The organism is Pseudomonas sp. Pdm06 (assembly GCF_014851795.1).
Taxonomy (GTDB): Bacteria; Pseudomonadota; Gammaproteobacteria; order Pseudomonadales; family Pseudomonadaceae; genus Aquipseudomonas; species Aquipseudomonas fluorescens_AA.
The window spans coordinates 206,691-225,400 of sequence record NZ_JACVAH010000014.1 but is presented as its reverse complement, the minus strand read 5'-3'; the positions used below and the strand labels follow the sequence as shown (position 1 = coordinate 225,400).

At 65.3% G+C, this 18,710-nt stretch carries 5 protein-coding genes; 4 read left to right on the top strand and 1 reads right to left on the bottom strand.

Annotated elements, in window-relative coordinates:
* The 4 genes from IB266_RS22315 to IB266_RS22300 all read left to right on the top strand — a co-directional run.
* On the top strand, positions 1-2,107 hold a 2,107-nt coding region (locus IB266_RS22315), incomplete at its 5' end, for a condensation domain-containing protein (RefSeq protein WP_192262471.1).
* Positions 2,108-2,203: 96 nt separating this feature from the next.
* Positions 2,204-12,409 (top strand): non-ribosomal peptide synthetase, encoded by a 10,206-nt coding sequence (locus tag IB266_RS22310; RefSeq protein WP_192262469.1) that lies wholly within the window; start codon positions 2,204-2,206, stop codon positions 12,407-12,409.
* Positions 12,406-16,257: a non-ribosomal peptide synthetase gene (locus IB266_RS22305; protein ID WP_192262468.1), complete on the top strand. Its 3,852-nt coding sequence runs from the start codon at positions 12,406-12,408 to the stop codon at positions 16,255-16,257. Before IB266_RS22310 ends, IB266_RS22305 begins: the two co-directional genes overlap by 4 nt.
* Before the next feature lie 2 nt (positions 16,258-16,259).
* Positions 16,260-17,906 (top strand): cyclic peptide export ABC transporter, encoded by a 1,647-nt coding sequence (locus tag IB266_RS22300; protein ID WP_192262466.1) that lies wholly within the window; start codon positions 16,260-16,262, stop codon positions 17,904-17,906.
* Between the two features lie 42 nt (positions 17,907-17,948).
* Here the strand turns inward: IB266_RS22300 and fhuF are convergent, their stop codons facing one another.
* Positions 17,949-18,638 (bottom strand): siderophore-iron reductase FhuF, encoded by a 690-nt coding sequence (gene fhuF, locus IB266_RS22295; RefSeq protein WP_192262465.1) that lies wholly within the window; start codon positions 18,636-18,638, stop codon positions 17,949-17,951.
* Positions 18,639-18,710: the final 72 nt, after the last annotated feature.

The window sequence follows — 18,710 nt, the reverse complement described above, 5'->3', positions numbered from 1 at the left end:
CATCGCCAACCTGCGCTTGTACATCCTCGACGAAGCCATGCAGCCGCTGCCGATTGGCAGCATCGGCGAGTTGTACATCGGCGGCGTCGGCGTGGCCCGTGGCTATTTGAAACGCCCGGACCTGACCAAAGAACGCTTCCTCGCCAGCCCGTTCGTGACTGGGGATCGCTTGTACCGCACGGGCGACCGCTGCCGCTTTCTGGCCGATGGCAACATCGAGTACCTGGGGCGTCTCGACCATCAGGTGAAGTTGCGTGGCCAGCGCATCGAGCTGGGGGAAATCGACTCAGCCCTGCTGAACCTGCCGGCCATCACCGGCGCCTGCACCCTGGTCATCGACAACCGTCTGGTGGCGTTCTACAGCAGTAGCACCGCGCAGTCGGACCTCGACACCCAGCTCGCGGCCGAGCTGCCGGCCTACATGGTGCCGGCGGTGTGGGTGCACATCCCGGCGCTGCCCCTGAGCACCAACGGCAAGATCGACCGCAAGGCCCTGGCCGCCCTGCCCTTGCCAAACACCCAGAAAGACTACGCGGCACCGCGTAACGAACTGGAACGCCTGCTCTGCCAGTTGTTCGGCGAACTGCTCGGCGAAACCTTGACTGGCGGCCGCGAAGTCGGCACCTCGGACAGTTTCTTCGCCCTGGGCGGTGACTCGATTCTCGGCCTGAAACTGATCTCGCGCTTGCGTGAGCAGGGCTATTCGCTCACACCACGGGACCTGTTCCGCTCGCCGACCCCGGCGGCCCTGGCCCATGTGACCACGGCGCTGCTGACCCAGGCCGAACAAGGCGACGTGACCGGGCCGATGCCGCTGATGCCGTTGCACCAGTGGTTCTTCGACCAGCAGCAAGCGCAGGTCGCGCACTGGAACCAATCGGTGCTGGCCGACAGCGACCGTCGCCTGGAACCGGCCATCGTCCAAGCCACGCTGGATCGGCTGGTGGCCCACCACGACGCCCTGCGCCTGCGTTTCACCCACGTCGACGGCCAATGGCAGGCACACATCGCGCCAGTGGCACCGGCCCAGTTGACCTGCTGCGAGTACCCGGAGCAATTACTGCAAGTCGCGCAAAGCCTGGACCTGCAACACGGCCCACTGTTTGCCGCGGCCCTGCTGGAAGGCACACCGCAGCGCCTGTACCTGGCGGCCCATCACCTGGTGGTCGATGCAGTGTCCTGGACGCCGCTGCTGGAAGATTTCCAACAGTTGTATGCCGCCCTGGAGCGTGGCGAGCAGCCGACGTTGCCGGCGAAAACCACCTCCTATCGTCAATGGGCCGAGCACCTGCAAGCCCATGCCGCCAAGGCTGCCGCCGAGCATCGCTACTGGAGTGCCCAGGCCTCTGCGAACCCGCCGCCAATGGCCACGCTCGCCGAACGCCAGACCCTGTCGGCCCGCTGGGATGCCAACCGCACGCACCAATGGCTGACCCAATCCCACGCGGCTTACCGCACACAACCGGAGGAACTGCTGATCGCCGCCCTCGCCGCGACCCTGGCCGAGGTCGAACAGCGCAGCGACATCGTCGTGGACCTTGAACGCCACGGGCGTGATGCACCGTTTGCCGGGCTGGACGTCGGCCGCACCGTCGGCTGGTTCACCACCCTCTACCCACTGCGCGTGAGTGCCAGCGGCGCCGCGGGCGATCAGGTGCGCAACGCCAAGCAAGCCTTGCGTGATGTACCCGGCCAGGGCCTGGGCTACGGCTTGCTGCGCCAGCGCGGCGAGTTGCCGGCCAGCCACGGCGATGTGCTGTTCAACTACCTGGGGCATGAGCAAACGCCAGCGGGCTGGTTGCGCGCCAGCAGCCTGACCCCGCCGCCGGACGTGGCCCCGGTGAACCGAGTGACCCATGCCCGTGAAGTGGTGGCCTGGCTGGAGGACGGCGTGTTGCGTGTCGAGTGGCACAGCGTCACGCCGAACGCCGACAGCCATTTGCCTGCTCGCCTGCTGGAACGTTTGCAGACACTGGTCGAACACTGCCTCGATCCGCAGGCCGGTTCGCTGATGCCTGCGGACTTCCCGCTGGCCAAGGCGCTGAACCAGAAATCCCTGGACAAACTGCTGGGCAAACTCAAGACCAAACCCGATTCCCAAAGCTAGCGAGCGACGCGGCGCCCGCCCAGGTCTGCGGACCGGCGCGGCGCCTTGATCGACGCTCACTCGAGTTTTCAAGACTTTGAAATGGACCAAGCAAGCATGAACAACATCGAAGACATCTATTCCCTTTCGCCGACCCAGCACGGCCTGTTGTTCCACAGCGTCTATGAACCGGATTCGCGGGTGTATTACCAGCAATTGAGCCTGGACATGAACGGCCCGCTGCAACTGAGCGCATTTCGCGGTGCTTGGCAGGCGCTGATGCGGCGCCACGCCGTGCTGCGCAGTGCTTTTCTCTGGGAAGAACTGGACGATGCCTATCAGGTGGTGCAACAGGACGTGCCATTGCCCCTGACGGAACTGGACTGGCAAGACCGTCCCGAGCCGCAGGCTGCGCTTGGTCAGCTGGCGCTGGAACAGCGCGCCCAGCCCCTGGAGCTGAACGACTCGCCGCTGATGCGCGTGTGTCTGGTGCGCCTGGCGCCCGAGCGCTGGCACCTGATCTGGACCTTCCATCACATCCTCATGGACGGCTGGAGCGTCGGCATCGCCGTCCAGGAGTGGCTGTCGCTGTACTACGAACAGGCCCACGGCCGCCCCGCCGACCTGCCGCCGACCCGCCCTTACCGGGACTATATCGCCTGGCTGGCGGAACAGGACATGGTCGCCACCGAAGGCTTCTGGCGCGAACAGTTGCAGGACGTGAGCGAGCCGACACCGCTGCCCACCTTCGCCGTACGGCAGCCTGCGCCCGCGGGGGCACCGTTCGCCGAACGGGAAAGCCTGCTGACGGCCAGCGAAACCGAGCATCTGGCACACTTCGCCCGCCAGAACGACTTGACCATCAACACCCTGATCCAGGGCGCCTGGGCATTGCTGCTGGGCCAGCACGCCGGGCGTGACGACGTGGTCTATGGCGTCACCGTTGCCGGTCGTCCAGAGAACCTGGCCGCCGTGGACAGCACCGTCGGGCTGTTCATCAACACCTTGCCGTTACGCGTGCAGTGGTCTGAAGGCCCGGCCCTGGTGGACTGGCTGCAGCAGTTGCAGCAAGCCAACAGCGATCTGCGCCACCACGCCTACCTGCCTCTGGGCAAGCTCAAGTCGATGACGCGCATCGCCGCCGAGCAGGCGCTGTTCGACTCGATCCTGGTGTTCGAGAACTTCCCGGTCACCGACGCGCTCAACCAGGACACCGGCGGCCTGAGCTTCAGTGCCCCGAGCAGCGACCAGCAGGCCGACGGCATCACCCTCACCCAAGGCCGCAACCACTTCCCGTTGTCGCTGATCGTGGTGCCGGACAAACAATTGCACTACCTGATCAGCTACGACCGCAGTCGCTTCAGCGACGCCGAGGTCGCGGTGTTGTCGGCACAATTGCGCGCCATCCTGTTGGCGATGACGGCGCACGCACAGTGCCGGGTCAGCGAGCTTGAGTGGCTGAGCCCTGAAGAACGCCAGCAACTGCTCGTGCAGGGACGCGGCGTACAACTGCCGGTACCCCAGGCGTGCCTGCATCAGTGCTTCGAACAACAAGTGGCCGCCCACCCGGATCACCTGGCGGTCCGCGACCGTCAGGTCGCCCTGACCTACCGTGAACTGGACCAGCAAGCCAACCGCCTCAGCCAGTACTTGCGCGCCCAGGGTATAGGTCACGACAGCGTCGTGGCACTGGCCCTGGAACGCAGTGCCGGGTTCGTGATCGCCCTGCTCGCCACCCTCAAGGCTGGCGCGGCCTATCTGCCGCTGGACCTCAAGCAGCCCGCCGGGCGCCTGGCCGATGTGCTGGTGGACAGCCGCGCCGCGCTGCTGATCGGCGCCACTGCCTCGCCCCTGCTCAAAGGCCTTGCCGAGCACACGCCGACGCTGTGGCTGGCGGAACAGGCCGACGCCATCGCCGCCCAGCCAGACACGCCACCTGCCGTGGCCCATAACTCGACTGACGCCGCCTACGTGATCTACACCTCAGGCTCCACCGGCACCCCTAAGGGTGTGGTGGTCGAGCACCAGTCCATCGTCGATTACCTGACGGCGGTGCACGCGGTACTCAACCCGCCGCCGGCCGCCCGCTACGGCTTGTTGTCCAGCATCGCCGCCGACCTGGGCCACACCCAACTGTTCGGCGCCCTGTGCAGCGGCGCCAGCCTGTTGCTGGTGGACGAAGACAGTGGTTTCAGCCCCCTGGCACTGGCCGAACTCTTCGACCAACACCCGGTGGATGTGCTGAAGATCACCCCAAGCCATTTGTCCGGCCTGTTGCAGGCGCTGCCCGATGCACGCTTGTTGCCTCGCGCCCTGCTGGTCTTCGGTGGCGACGCCCTCAGCCCGGCGCTGCTGGAGCAGGTCAACCGCCTGGCGCCTGGCCTCAGGGTGTTCAACCACTATGGGCCGAGCGAAGCGACGGTCGGCGCAATCGCCACCGAGCTGCCCGCGGGCCTGCGCAGCATTGCCCTCGGCCGGCCACTGCCGAACCGCCGGCTGCAAGTGGTGGATGCCAAGGGGCGCCAGGTGCCCACTGGGGTGTCCGGTGAGCTGCTGATCAACGGCGCCTTGGCCCGGGGTTACCTGCACCGCCCGGACCTGACCGCCGAACGCTTTCATCTCGACGCGGATCAGCAACGCTGGTATCGCACTGGCGACCGCGTGCGCTGGCAAGTGGACGGCCAACTGGCATTCCTCGGCCGGGTCGACAGCCAGGTCAAGATCCGTGGCAATCGCCTGGAGCTGGGCGAAGTCGAAGCGCAGATCAAGCGCCTGTCGCCGCTGATCGAACAGGCGCTGGTCCGCGCCGTGGAACTGGACGGCAGCCTGCGCCTGGTGGCCTACCTGGTCGCCAGCCAGTCACTGTCCGCGACGAAACTGCGTAACGACCTGGGCGCGCGGGTGCCGGACTACATGGTGCCGGCACACTTCATCACCCTCGACGAACTGCCCCTCACCCGGAACGGCAAGGTCGATGTCCAGCGCTTGCCGCTCCCGCAAAAAGCCACGGACGACAGCGCCACTCACGTGGCCCCGCGCAATGAAGTCGAAACGCAGCTGGCCGCCATCTGGCAAGACGTCCTCAAGCTTGAACGTGTCGGCGTGCATGACAACTTCTTCGCCCTGGGCGGCGACTCGATCATCAACTTGCAGATCATCGCCCGCGCCAACCAGCAAGGGCTGAAACTCACGCCCCGCCAGCTCTTCGAGAACCGCACCATCGCCGATATCGCCCGGGTACTGGGTGCCGATGCCAACCATGGCGTGGCGCAAGCCGTTGCCGATGGCTATGACCTGCCGCTGGCTGCCGGGCAATTGGCACGCCTGGAACAAGGGCCATTGCACGCCACCTGGCGCTGCGTGGCGCTGACCCAGGCCATCGATAGCGAGCTGCTGGCCCAGGCCATCGCCGCGTTGCAACAACACCACCAGGCCCTGCGTCTGGCGCTCAAGGCGTTGCCGGAGGGCGAGTGGCAGCAACGGGTACTGGTCGTGGCCAAGGCCCCGGTCATCACCACCGAGCAGTTGGAGAGCTGCGCCCCGGCGCAACTGCAAGCCCTGGCCCAGGCCGGTGTCGATGCGCTGGAATTGGGCGCAGGCCAAACCCTGCATGCCAGCCTGCTTGAGGTGGACGGCACGCAATCCCTGCTCTTGGCCGCTCATCCGTTGTGCCTGGACGAAGCCTCCTGGTCGCTGCTACTGGCTGACCTCAACCTGGCCTTGGCACAGCTGCGCTATCAGCGGCCGGTGCGCCTGTCCTACGCCGGTGGCGACTTCACCCAGTGGACACGGCACCAGCAGGCCCATGCCCAGGGTGATGCCCTGGATGACGCCTGGGAGCATTGGCTGCAATACGCAGGGGTGGAACCGCTGCAACTGCCTGACAGCCAGCAGCCGGCCAGCGTGGTCGAACACACCCTGCCGACCGCCACCTCTGGCGAACTCAAGCGCCTGGGCGAAGTGCTGCAACTGGACTGGAACAACCTGTTGGCCGCTGCCGTGGCCGAACAGTGCCGTGAACAGTGCGGCAATGGCCTGGTCGCGCTGAGCGTGCACGATGCCCGTCCGAGCGCCGAGCGCTTGCCGGTCGCTGCGCCGATTGCCGTGGCCGACCTCGACCCGGCACGCATCATGGGGCCCTTGGCACTGGCCGTACCGTACTTCCTCCAGCCCGAAGGCGAGAGCCTGCTACAACGCTTGCAGGCACTGGCGGCGCAGATGCGCGCCTACCCGCAACACGGCGTCGACTATGGCGCCCTGCGCTACTTGTCGGACAATACCTACCTGCAAGAACCGCTGCGTGAGCTGCCAGCACCATCGGTCGTCATTCGCTGGCTGGGCAACCTCGACAGCCACCGCGAAGAGCGTGGCATCCTGGCTCAGGTTGAAGCACCAACCCCATCGCCGGCTTCGACCGGGCCGCTGAACGTAGACGCCTGGTGGCAGGATGACCGCCTGCACCTGCGCAGCCAAGGTACCCTCGCCGCCGACTGGGCGCCGTGCCTTGTCCAACGCTTGAGCGAACTCGCCGCACTGGCCACCGCGGCCGACCTGCGCCCTGCCAGCCAGGCGTTCCCGCTGTGCCACAAGCAAGCGGCAACCCTGGCGGCCGAACCGCTGGACTGGCTGAACATCGAAGACGTCTACCCGCTGTCGTCGATGCAACAGGGCATGCTTTTGCACACCCTGCTGCAACCCCACAGCGGTATCTACCTGATGCAACAACGCTACAGCTGGGACGGGGTACTGCAGCGCCCGGCAATGGAAGCCGCGTGGCAGCTGTTCCTCGAGCGCCATCCAATGATGCGGACCGCCTTCTGGTGGCAGGACGACCATGAGCCGCTGCAATGCGTGTACCGCCAGACCCACCAGGCGTTCGACTGGCAGGACCTGCGCCATCTCGACGAAGAGCAGCAGCGCGAGGCGATGGACCAGGCCCTCGAAGCACAGCGCCTGCAAGGCTTCGACATGGCCTGCGCACCGCTGACCCACTTGCGGGTGTTCCAGCTCGATGAGCGCCGCTTCGCCGTGGTGCGCAGTTTCCACCACATCCTGACCGATGCCTGGTGCTTCGGCCTGTTGATGGAAGACCTGCTGGCGATCTACCAGGCCCTGGTGCGCCAGGAGCCGGTGGCCCGTCCGCGTCTGCGCTCGTTCCGTGGCTACATGAGTTGGCTGGAACGTCATGACATGGCTGCCGCCCACGCCTTCTGGCAAGCACAAATGGCCGGCTTCAGCGAGCCGACGCCGCTGCAGGTGGACGGCCCGGTGGCCCGCCCGGAGCAGGCACCGGAACAGGTCGGCGACTTCGACCAGACCCTGAGCATCGCCCAGACCCAACGCTTGCAACAGCTCTGCCAGCAGTACCAACTGACGCCCAACACCTGGATCCAGGGTGCCTGGGCACTGTTGCTGTCGCGCTACAGCGGCAACCGCGACGTGTTGTTCGGCGTGACCGTCGCCGGCCGCCCGACTGACCTCGCCGGTGTAGAAGAAATGGTCGGGCTGTTCATCAACAGCCTGCCACTGCGCATCGATGTCGACCCGGAGGCCCCCGTGGCCGACTGGTTGCAGGCACTGCTATCCCACAACGCACAATTGCGCGAACACGAAAGCGCGTCGCTGGTGGACATCCAGCGTTGCAGCCAAGTGCCGCGCGGCCAGCAGTTGTTCGACAGCCTGGTGGTGTTCGAAAACGCCCCGCTGGACATCAGCAGCGTGCAACTGGACGCCTTCAGCATCGATATCTACGAAGACCGGGTGCACACCAACTTCCCGATGACGGTGGTGCTGTACCCTGGCGACCGCCTGGGCATTCGCCTGTCCTACGACAGCATGCGTTTCAGCACTGACACCGTACAGCGCATGCTCGGGCATCTGGTGCAGCTGCTTTCGGCCATGCTGGAGACACCGCAGGCGCCCTTGGGCAGCTTGCACATGCTGCCCGAGGCGGAACGCCGGCACCTGCTGATCGACTGCAACCGCAGCGACCTCGACTTCCCGCTGGAGCGCGGTTATGCGGCGCTGTTCGCCGAGCAAGTGCGCAGCCGTGCGCAACACCTGGCCGCCGTATGCCAGGATCAATCGCTGACCTATGCCGAACTGGACCGCCGCGCCAATGCCATCGCCCATGCGCTGCAAGCCGCCGGTGCCGGCCCGGAAACCCTGGTGGCGCTGTTCGCCGAGCGTGGCCTGGCGTTGCTGACGATGATGATCGCCACGCTCAAGGTCGGCGCCGCGTTCCAGGCCTTGGACATCCAACAGCCCCACGCACGCCTGGCGGAACTGCTGGACCTGGGTGAGGCGCCGCTGTTGCTGGTGTGCGAGCACGCGACCTCGACACTGGACGACGTCCTGCCGCAAATGCACAAGCAGCCCACCTGCCTGGTCGCCCAGGCGCTCTGGCAAGGTCGTGAGCAACCGCCGGTCACCTATGCGCACCAGCCGGATCAACTGGCCTATGTGATCTTCACCTCGGGTTCCACCGGCACGCCAAAAGGCGTGATGGTGGAACAACGCGGGATGCTCAACAACATGTTCGGCAAGGTCCCGAGCCTGGGCCTGGGTGAGCACGACCGGATTGCCCAGACAGCCTCGGCGGCGTTCGATATCAGCGTATGGCAGTTCCTCGCCGCACCGCTGTTCGGCGCCACCGTGCACATTCTTCCCGATGCCCAGGCCCACGACCCCGTGGCCCTGCTCGACGCCGTTCAGGAGCAACAACTGACGCTGCTGGAAACCGTGCCGGCGCTGATTCGCGGCATGCTCCAGGAAAGCCAGGCCCATCACACCCTGGCAAGCCTGCGCTGGCTGTTGCCCACCGGCGAGGCATTGCCGCCGGCCCTGGCGCGGGACTGGTTCGCACGCTTCCCGGCGATCCCATTGATGAACGCCTACGGTCCTGCCGAATGCTCGGACGACGTGGCGTTCTACCCCATCACCGAAGCACCGGCCGACGACTGCTTGCACATGCCCATCGGCAAACCGACCGCCAACAACCAGGTGTTCGTCCTCGACTCGGCACTGCGCCTGGTCCCTGTGGGTGTACCCGGTGAATTGTGCATCGGTGGTGTCGGCGTGGGTCGCGGCTACCTGCGCGACCCGCAACGCACCCGCGAGGCCTTTGTCCCGCACCCGTTCCAAGCCGATGCGCGCCTGTATCGCAGCGGTGATATCGGCCGGATGCGTGAGGATGGCGTAATCGAATACCTCGGCCGTCGCGACCAGCAAGTGAAGATCCGTGGCCACCGCATCGAACTGGGCGAGATCGAAAACCGCTTGATGCAACACCCAGCGGTGGACAGCGCGGCGGTGCTGGCGTTGCCCGACGCCCGCGGCGCCTTGCAACTGGTGGCCTGGTATGTGCTCGACGAGACGGCCGACCTGGGCGACGAGCCGGCGCAACAGGTATTGAGCGCATACCTGGGCCAGCAACTGGCAAACTACATGGTCCCGGCCCGTTGGCTGGCCCTTGGACAGTTGCCGCTGAACGCCAATGGCAAGGTCGACCGTCGTGCCCTCGCCGCCTTGGGTGTGCCCCAGGACGAGGCGGTGCAGGCGCAATCCATGGCGCCGCGCACGCCGACCGAACACGTCCTGGCCGAACTCTGGCAGGAAATTCTCGGCCTGGACAACGTCAGTGTGCACGATGACTTCTTCGCCATCGGCGGTCACTCGCTGCTGGCCACCCAAGTCTTGTCGCGAATTCGCCGCCGGTTGAACGTGAACCTGCCGCTGCGCACGCTGTTCGAGCGCGGCACCCTTGAGCAACTGGCCCAAGCGGTCGATCAGCAACGCAACGCCCAGAGCGAGGCCGACGCTGACACCGAGATGGCCTTGGCGCCACGCAACCAACCGTTGCCGCTGTCCTACAGCCAGCAACGGTTGTGGTTCCTGGATCGCTTCGAAGGCCCTAGTGCCGCCTACAACATGACCACCACCGTCAGGCTGCGTGGCACGCTGGACATCGCGGCGTTGCAAGGAGCCTTGCAAGCGGTGTTCGAACGCCATGAGTCCTTGCGCACCGCATTCCACCTCCACGGCGACCAACCTTGCCAGGTCATCAACCCGGCGCCGCTGGTCGACCTGACGCCAACCGAGCTGAGTGACCTGGACAGCGCAGAGCAGGCGCAAAGCCTGCAGCGCCTGATCGATGAACAGGCCGCGCGCCCGTTCGACTTGCAACAGGCGCCGATGCTGCGCGCCAACCTGCTGCGCTTGGGAAGCGAGGATCATGTGCTGCAACTGGTGCTGCATCACATCGCCACTGACGCCTGGTCCATGGGCATCCTGATGCAGGAACTGATCGTCGGGTACCAGGCTCGCATCAACGGTTCGACCCCCGTGTTGCCGGTGTTGCCGATCCAGTTCGCCGACTATGCCTACTGGCAACGCAGCGAAGCGCAACAGCGCCTGCTGGCACGGGCCATCGATTACTGGCGCCGCCAGCTCGACGGCGCGCCAACGTTGATCCCGTTGCCCCTTGACCAGCCACGCCCGGCACGCCCCGACTACCAGGGCGCGGCCCTCGAGCAACGCTTCACGTCGGCCCAGGCCCAGGTGCTGAAGGCCTATGCGCAAGCGCAACGGGCGACACTGTTCATGGTCTTGCTCAATGCCTTCAACAGCCTGTTGCAGCGGGCCACCGGGGCCAACGACTTTATCGTCGGCACCGACCTGGCCAACCGCGAACATCCGGCCCTGGAACATCTCATCGGGTTCTTCGTCAACGTGCTGCCGATCCGTGCCCGCCTGAGCGAGGGCGAAACCTTTGACGCCCGCCTGCAACGCTTGCGCGAGGATTGCCTGTCGGCGTTCCAACACCAGCAAGTGCCGTTCGACAAACTGGTGGAGGAGTTGCAGCCGCCGCGTACGCCAGGGGTCAATCCGTTGGTCCAGGTGTTGTTCGTCATGCAGAACACGCCCAGTGGCAATGCCAGCCTGCCGGACCTTGAGGTAGAACACTTGGTAGCCCCCCAGCAGAGCAGCAAGTTCGACCTCGCCGTGTTTGTCGAAGAGGACGAAGAGCAAGGCCTGAACGTGCGCTGGGTGTACCGCACCAGCGTGTTGCAGGAGCAGACCATCCAGCGTCTCGAACAGGGCTTCGAGCACCTGCTGGAGCAGATCGTCTCGGCCCCCGCCCAGGCATTGGACCGGTGGTCGTGGCGCCTTGAGGGCAGCCACGCCGGCGCCGCGTCCCAGCCTGATTCGTCGCTCGACGAGGCCACGGCCCGCAGCGCACGCAAGCAGTCGAAACTGAGCAAGCTCAAGCAGACCCGCGCCACCGCCGTCAGCCAAGTGGCCCACGAGCAGGTCCGTACCCGTACCCTCGACGCCGGGCAAGCCTTGCCGTTGGTGATCGAGCCGTTGCTCGGCGACCTGGACCCGGTGCACTGGGCGCTGCAAGCCCGGGAATGGATCAATGCACAGTTGCTGACCCACGGCGGCCTGCTGTTCCGAGGTTTCAACCTGCCGGATGCCGCGGCCTTCGAGCAGTTCGCCCAGGCCATCGAGCCCGACCTCTACGGGACCTACGGCGACCTGCCGAAAAACAAGTCCGGCAAGAATATCTACCACTCCACGCCGTACCCGGAACAGCACATGATTCTCTTCCACAACGAGAGCTCCCATCTGCCGCAGTGGCCACGCAAGCAGTGGTTCTACTGCGAAACACCGGCGCCACGTGGCGGCTGCACGCCCATCGTCGATTGCCGGCAGGTATTGGCGCGCTTGCCCCAGGACATCGTCGCTCGCTTCAAGGCCCTGGGGCTGCTTTACGTGCGGCACTTCACCGACAAGCTGGATGTGCGCTGGCAGGACTTCTTCAAGACCGAACAGCGCGAGGAAGTCGAGCGCCAGTGCCTGGCCTCGGGCATGCGCTGGGAATGGCTGGGCACCGACAACCTGCGGATCGCCCAGCACTGCCCGGCCATCGTCGAACATCCCGAGACCGGGGAGCTGTCGTTCTTCAACCAGGTGCAACTGCACCACACTGCCTGCCTGGAGCCGGAAGTGCGCAACAACCTGATCAACCTGTTCGGCCTCGGGCACCTGCCCCGCAACGTGTACTACGGCGACGGCAGCGTGATCGAAGACGCGGTGATGCAGGTAATCGGCGAGGCGTACGAACATTGCGCGGTACGTTTTACCTGGCAAAAAGGTGACATGGTCATGTTGGACAATATGTTGGTGGCTCACGCCCGGGATCCCTTCGAGGGCGAGCGCAAGATCTGCGTCGCCATGGGCCAGATGATGCGCCGCGAAGAACTGACGGGGCAGTTGCCCGAAGCACAGCCGCTGCCGGCTTCGGAGGTGCAGGCATGACCGCCTTTGAGAAACGTGAAGAAGCCTTCGCCCTCTCGCCGCAACAGCGCAGCCAATGGCTGGCGGGCTTGCCGCCCGTGCGCCTGGAGTTGGAGATCACCGGCGCGTTGGCGCTGGAACGCCTGCAGCAGCGGCTGGCCGCGCTGAGCGCGTGCCACGAGGCCTTGCGCCTGAGCGAGCGGCCCGAACCGGGCCTGCTGATGCCGCTGCAGGTGGTCGAGCCCACCGCCACTGCAGCCGACGCGATCAGTGTCGAAGTGCAATCGGTGGGTGACGATCGGCACCGGGTGACACTGCAACTGCCGGCCCTGAGCGCGGATCGCGGCACCTTGCTGCGCCTGGCCCAGGCATTGGGATCGACGGACGCGCCGTACCTCGATGACGAGGCCATGACCTACACCCAGTACAGTGCCTGGCTCCATGAATTGCAGACCGATGAAGACGCCGTCCCCGGTCGGCGCTTCTGGGCCAGCCAGGCCTTGGACGAACCGGCCGGGAGCGAGCTGCTCTACCGCCAGGTGCGCAACGATCGCCACGACGCCCCGGCGACCACCCGCCTGCTCGCCAACCCGCAATTGAGCAGCGCCCTGGAGCGCTTTTGCCAGCGTCACGGTGCCTCGCCCGAGCAGGTGCTGATGAGCGCCTGGGGGGTGTTGCTGCAGCGCCTCAGTACCGGCGACAGTCCGGCACTGACCTTGAACTGGGTACACGATTGCCGCGAAGACTACGAGGAACTCGAAGACTGCTGGGGGTTGTTCGCCAAGCCCCTGCCCTTGCGCTGGCAACCGGCTGCGAACAGCTCATTTGTCCAGGCGCTGGAGACCCTGCAGACGCTGTGCGAGCAAGCCATCGAATGGCAGGAATACTGCGGCGTCAGCACCGCACTGCCGGCCGAAACCTTGCACTACGGTTTCCAGTGGGGCGCACACCTGCCCGATCGACTCGATACCTTGGGCAGTCTTGCATCGACGCTCACTGTATCGGAGGTGCAAGCCATCCCGGCAGGCATGGAGTTGCTGCTGGTTGCCGAAACGGTCCGCCACGAAGCCAGCGGTCTTGGCTATCGGTTGAACTTGCACCATCTGCCGAGCCGCTACAGCGAACAAGCAGCCCTGACGCTTCTGGAGCAGTTCCAGTCGCTGCTGTCCGATGCCCTCGCCAACCCAGGCAAGCCCTTGGCCGAGCTGTCGTTGCAGGCACCGAGCTTCAGCGCGACGCTGGCCGCCCGGCAGGGCGACGTCGCCGCCCCGCCGTTTGCCAGCGTACCGGCGCGTTTCGCTGAATGCGCCGCGCAGTTCCCCGATCACTTGGCCCTGCGCGACCACCACGGGCACCTGAGCTATGCCCAGTTGCAGGCGCAAAGTAACCAACTGGCGCATTACCTGCGTGCCCAGGGCGTGGGCCGCGAAGACCGCGTGGCGTTGTACCTGGATCGCTCGGCGCAAATGGTCCTGGCCATGCTCGCCGTGCTCAAGAGCGGCGCGGCGTTCGTCCCCCTGGACGTGCATCAGCCGGCACAACGCTCCCTGGCCATCCTGCAACAGGCGCAGCCAGTCTTCGTCTTGAGCGGTTCGGCCGGCAGCGCCCCCGCGTTGCCCGGCATCGGTAGCCTCGACCTGCGTGATGAAGCGACCTGGCAGCACGCACCTGCCACGGCAACCACCGTCGAGTGCCAAGGGCAGGACGCGGCCTACGTGCTGTTCACCTCCGGCAGCACCGGCACGCCCAAAGGCGTCATTGTCGAACACGCCCAACTCGCCAGTTATGTCGCCAGCGTGTCCCGGCGCCTGGCGCTGGGGGTTGGCGAGCGCAGTGCGGTGGTCACCTCACTGGCGGCCGACCTGGGCTACACCTTGCTGTTCCCGGCGCTGCTCAGTGGCGGTGAATTGCACCTGCTGGACAAGGAAACGGCAATGGACGCCCAGGCCTGGGCGGCCTGGCAGGCTGAGTACCCCATCGACCACCTGAAGATCGTACCGTCCCTGCTGGACGCCTGGCTGATTCATGCCCAAAGCGCGGCCGTGTTACCTCGCAAGCAACTGATCCTCGGTGGCGAAAGCTGCTCGCGGCGCCTGCTGCAAAACATTCACGGCCTCGCGCCGGCGCTGACAGTCTTCAACCATTACGGCCCGACCGAAACCACGGTCGGAGTGGTGATGCACAAAGCCGATCCGGCCATGGATTATCGCCGCCTGCCCTTGAGCGATCGCCTCGATGGCATGCGCCTGTACCTGCTCGACGAGCAGCAAGCGCTGGCCGCTCCCGGGCAGAGCGCCGAGCTGTATATCGCCGGCCCGCAACTGGCCCGGGGTTACCTGGACGCGCAACAGAACGCCGGTCGCTTCATCGAATGGGTGCAATCACCTGGCGAACGCCTCTACCGCACCGGTGACATGGCCCGCTACCTCCACGACGGTAGCCTGGAAATCACCGGGCGTGCCGATCGCCAGGTGAAGATCCGCGGTTTCCGTGTGGAACTCGATGAGATCCAGGCGCAACTGACCCGCCTTCCCGGCGTCGCCCAGGCCGCGGTGGAATGCATTCCCCGGGGCGAGCTCGGCCAGCAACTGTTCGCCTTCATGACCCTGGCGCCCGGGCATTCGACCACGGTCGCCAGGCTGCATGGCCAGGCCCAGGATTGCTTGCCGGACTACATGCTGCCCACCCTGCGGATCGTCGAAGCCTTGCCGTTGATGGGCAACGGCAAGCTGGATCGCAAGACCCTGCAACAATGGGCCGACAAAGTCCTCGACACCGTTGGCAGTGCCTTGCCGCGCACGCCGCTGGAAGCTTTGCTTGCCGAAGTCTGGGCGCAAGTGCTGGGCCTGGAGCGGGTGGGTATCGACGACGATTTCTTCGAGCTGGGCGGCCATTCCCTGGCGGCGGTAACCCTCGCCAGCCGTTTGCAGACCGCGCTGTCGGCACCGGTGACGGTCAATGCGGTGTTCAACGCCCCCAGCGTCGCGGCGTTCGCGGCGTTGGTGCAGGCCGAACTCAAGCTCTCGCCACTGGTCAGGCTGTCGCCGCCAAACGCAACGCCCATCGAGGCCGGCAAGCTGTTCTGCTTCCACCCCTCCACAGGCCATGTGCAGGACTACCGCCCTCTGCTGGCATCGCTACCGGCCTGGCAACTGTGGGGACTCCAGGCGGCCTACCTGGCTGACGACAGCACGACACTGGGCGGTGACATCGAGAGCCTGGCGGCGGTCTATGTCGAGCATCTGCGCCAGCAGCAAGCGCACGGTCCTTATCACCTGCTGGGTTTCTCCCTCGGCGGGCTGCTCGCGATTGCCGCTGCCGCGCGCCTGGAGAGTCTGGGCGAACAGGTGGCGTTTCTCGGTATCATCGATTCCCAGTATCAGCATCACGCCCCGGAAGACAGCGTCCAAGCACTGCTGGAGTCGGCCGCCTTGTCGCTGACGTCGGACAGCCAGACCGTGTTGCGCCAGTTGCCACAGGCGACCCTGGCGGCACTGCTGGGACAACTGGACGCCCTACCCCCGGCAGCACGCCTGCCGGAACTGGCCCAGTGGGCGCGCCAGCAGGGCCTGCAGCTCGATGGCGACAGTTGGGAGCACCTGCAAACGCGGCTGCGCTACCAGCAGCATACGCAGCATCTGCTGGCGACCTTCAAGCCTGCGCCACTCAGTTGCCCGGTGCATGTCTGGTGGGCCGACGATACCCTGGAGCAGGCTGAGTTCGCCGACCCGCACTGGGAGCACCTGAGCACCGGGCCGTTGACCCGTGAGGTCATCCCGGCGCAGCATCTCACTATCCTCGAGCAACCGGCCCTGCACCAGCAACTGGCGGCGCGGCTCGAGGCCATCGCTACGAACGGAGCGGTTTGAAAATGGATCTGTTGTTACTCATGGCTAAACGTTCATGGCGCGCACTGCTGGTGGCGACCCTGACGGGCCTGATCTGCGGCCTCGCGGCGGCCGGGTTGATCGCCAACATCAACCACAGCCTGGAGGTGTTCGATAAGCTACGCCCGGTGGACGGGCTGCTTTTCGCCGGGCTGGTGCTGCTGGTCATGGTGTCACGGGTGATCTCCGACATCAGCCTGCTGCGCCTGGGCCAGGCCGCGGTCAACGACATGCGCCTGCACCTGAGCGCCAAGCTGATCGACACCCCCTACGCGAAATTGCAGCGCCTGGGCAAGCATCGCCTGCTGGCCATGCTGACCGACGATACGCAAACCATCAGCCAGGCAGTGGAGCTGGTGCCGATCCTGCTGGTCAACGCCGGGATCATCGCCGCCTGCCTGGGCTACCTGGGTTGGCTCAGCCTGCCGCTGCTCGGCCTGACACTGCTGCTGATCATCGCGGGCAGCTTCAGTTTTCACTGGCCGCAACGTCGGGCGTTGACTTCGATCTCCCGGGCCCGGGAACTCAAGGATCAGTTGTTCGACCAATACCGCCTGCTCACCGATGGCAGCAAGGAACTGCAGCTCAACCATCCACGCCGGCAACACTTCTTCACTCATTTGCTGATTCCGGTCAGCCAGCAATACCGTCGCAACTTCGTACGCGGCATGAGCATCTACGCCCTGGTATTGAACTGGGGCAACGCGGTGTTCTACATGCTGATCGGCGTGGTGCTGTTCGCCGCACCGCATTTCATCGACCTGGGCGTGAGCCTCGTCACCGGCTATATCCTGACGATTCTCTACATGATCACGCCGCTGTCGGAGCTGATGAACGCCTTGCCGACCCTGGGCCGGGCCAGCGTGGCACTGAATAAGATCCGCGCCCTGGAAGGCGAGATGGAAGCATCCGACGAGACCTTCGACACCATCTCGCCGACCCAGGTTCGCCGCCTGGTGTGCCGGCAGGTCGCCCATACCTATTACCGCGAACGCGAGGACGGCCATTTCACCCTGGGGCCCATCGACCTGACCCTCAATGCCGGCGAAGTGGTATTCATCACCGGCGGCAACGGCAGCGGCAAGACTACCCTGGCTTTGCTGCTGACCGGGCTGTACCGGCCGGAAAGCGGCGACATCATGCTCGATGAGCAAGTGTCCTCGAGCAACGACAACCACCATTATCGACAGCACTTCTCGGCGATCTTCACCGACTTCTGCCTGTTCGAAAACCTGTTCGATGGCGACGATCCGGACTTGGTGAAACAGGCGCAGGACTACCTGGTGCACCTGCAACTGGACCATAAGGTGCAGATCGAAGGAGGCAAGTTGACGACGCTGGCGCTGTCCACCGGGCAACGCAAGCGCCTGGCATTGCTCAGTGCCTATCTGGATGACCGCCCCTGCTACCTGTTCGACGAATGGGCGGCCGACCAGGACCCGGTGTTCAAGCACTTTTTCTACACCCGGATCCTGCCGGACCTGCGCGAGCGCGGCAAATTGCTGATCGTCATCTCCCACGACGACGCCTACTTCGGCCTGGCCGATCGGTTGATCCACGTCGAACATGGCAAAGTCAGCGAAGTAGCCCCCCAGGCCAACGCCTCATCCCAGGCGCAAATGCTGTCTTGAGGAATGTGGAGGGTTTCTGGCCAAGGCTGTCAAAAGCTGCGCTCAACCCTCCTCATAGATGTAATGCAGGTAGCTCACCTGTTCCGCCACCGGCAGGCGGTGCAGTTTGGGGCAGGATTCGCACAGCACTGGCGGCTGGCCTTCGACCGGTTCGTGCAGTTGGTAGTGCAGGCAACAATGCCGACGCAAGGGCAAGCTGGGGCATATCTGCGGGGCCGGTGATTCGACCATGCGTTGCAGGCCTCGCAGCTTCAGGCGTCCGTTGTTCACCGTAACCGGTTCCAGCCACCGGTGCGCTTCGGCGAAGCCGTCCCTGGACAGGTCCGGGTCCATCCTGGCGAAGGCGCCGTCCCAGATGGCGACAAAGTTGCCCCACAGTATTTTTGGGGCCAAGCCACCGGCGGCGGCCAACGTGCCAAACAGTGGCGCCAAATGCTCGTGGACCAACCGCGCCCAATACACCGCCCGGTCCTCCGCGTTCAAGGGCGACAGCCCGGCAGCCAGGCCCAGCGCCGCCGGTTGGCCGTCGTCGTGCAACAACAACGCACCCTCCTCCCAGAATTCGATCGCGCAGCCACGCGTCAGCACACAGGCCAGGGTGGCCGGCAAGACAATGCTCATGTAGTTCATCGACCACTGCGAAACCACCGCGGCGCGGTTCACCCCCGGGTAACGCAGGGCAAATCGGGTCAGCAAGGGTTGCAACGCGGCAGGGTCGGCAAGCTGGCTCAACGCGATGGAAGGCTGGTCGCCAGGTTCCTGCCGGACGACCCGCTGTATGGGCGGCCAGGCCTGGTTAAGCCA

Bases quoted from the DNA above. Each gene is read 5' to 3' on its own strand.
- IB266_RS22310 (WP_192262469.1), top strand. From the start codon at position 2,204: ATGAACAACATCGAAGACATCTATTCCCTTTCGCCGACCCAGCACGGC.
- IB266_RS22305 (WP_192262468.1), top strand. From the start codon at position 12,406: ATGACCGCCTTTGAGAAACGTGAAGAAGCCTTCGCCCTCTCGCCGCAA.
- IB266_RS22300 (WP_192262466.1), top strand. From the start codon at position 16,260: ATGGATCTGTTGTTACTCATGGCTAAACGTTCATGGCGCGCACTGCTG.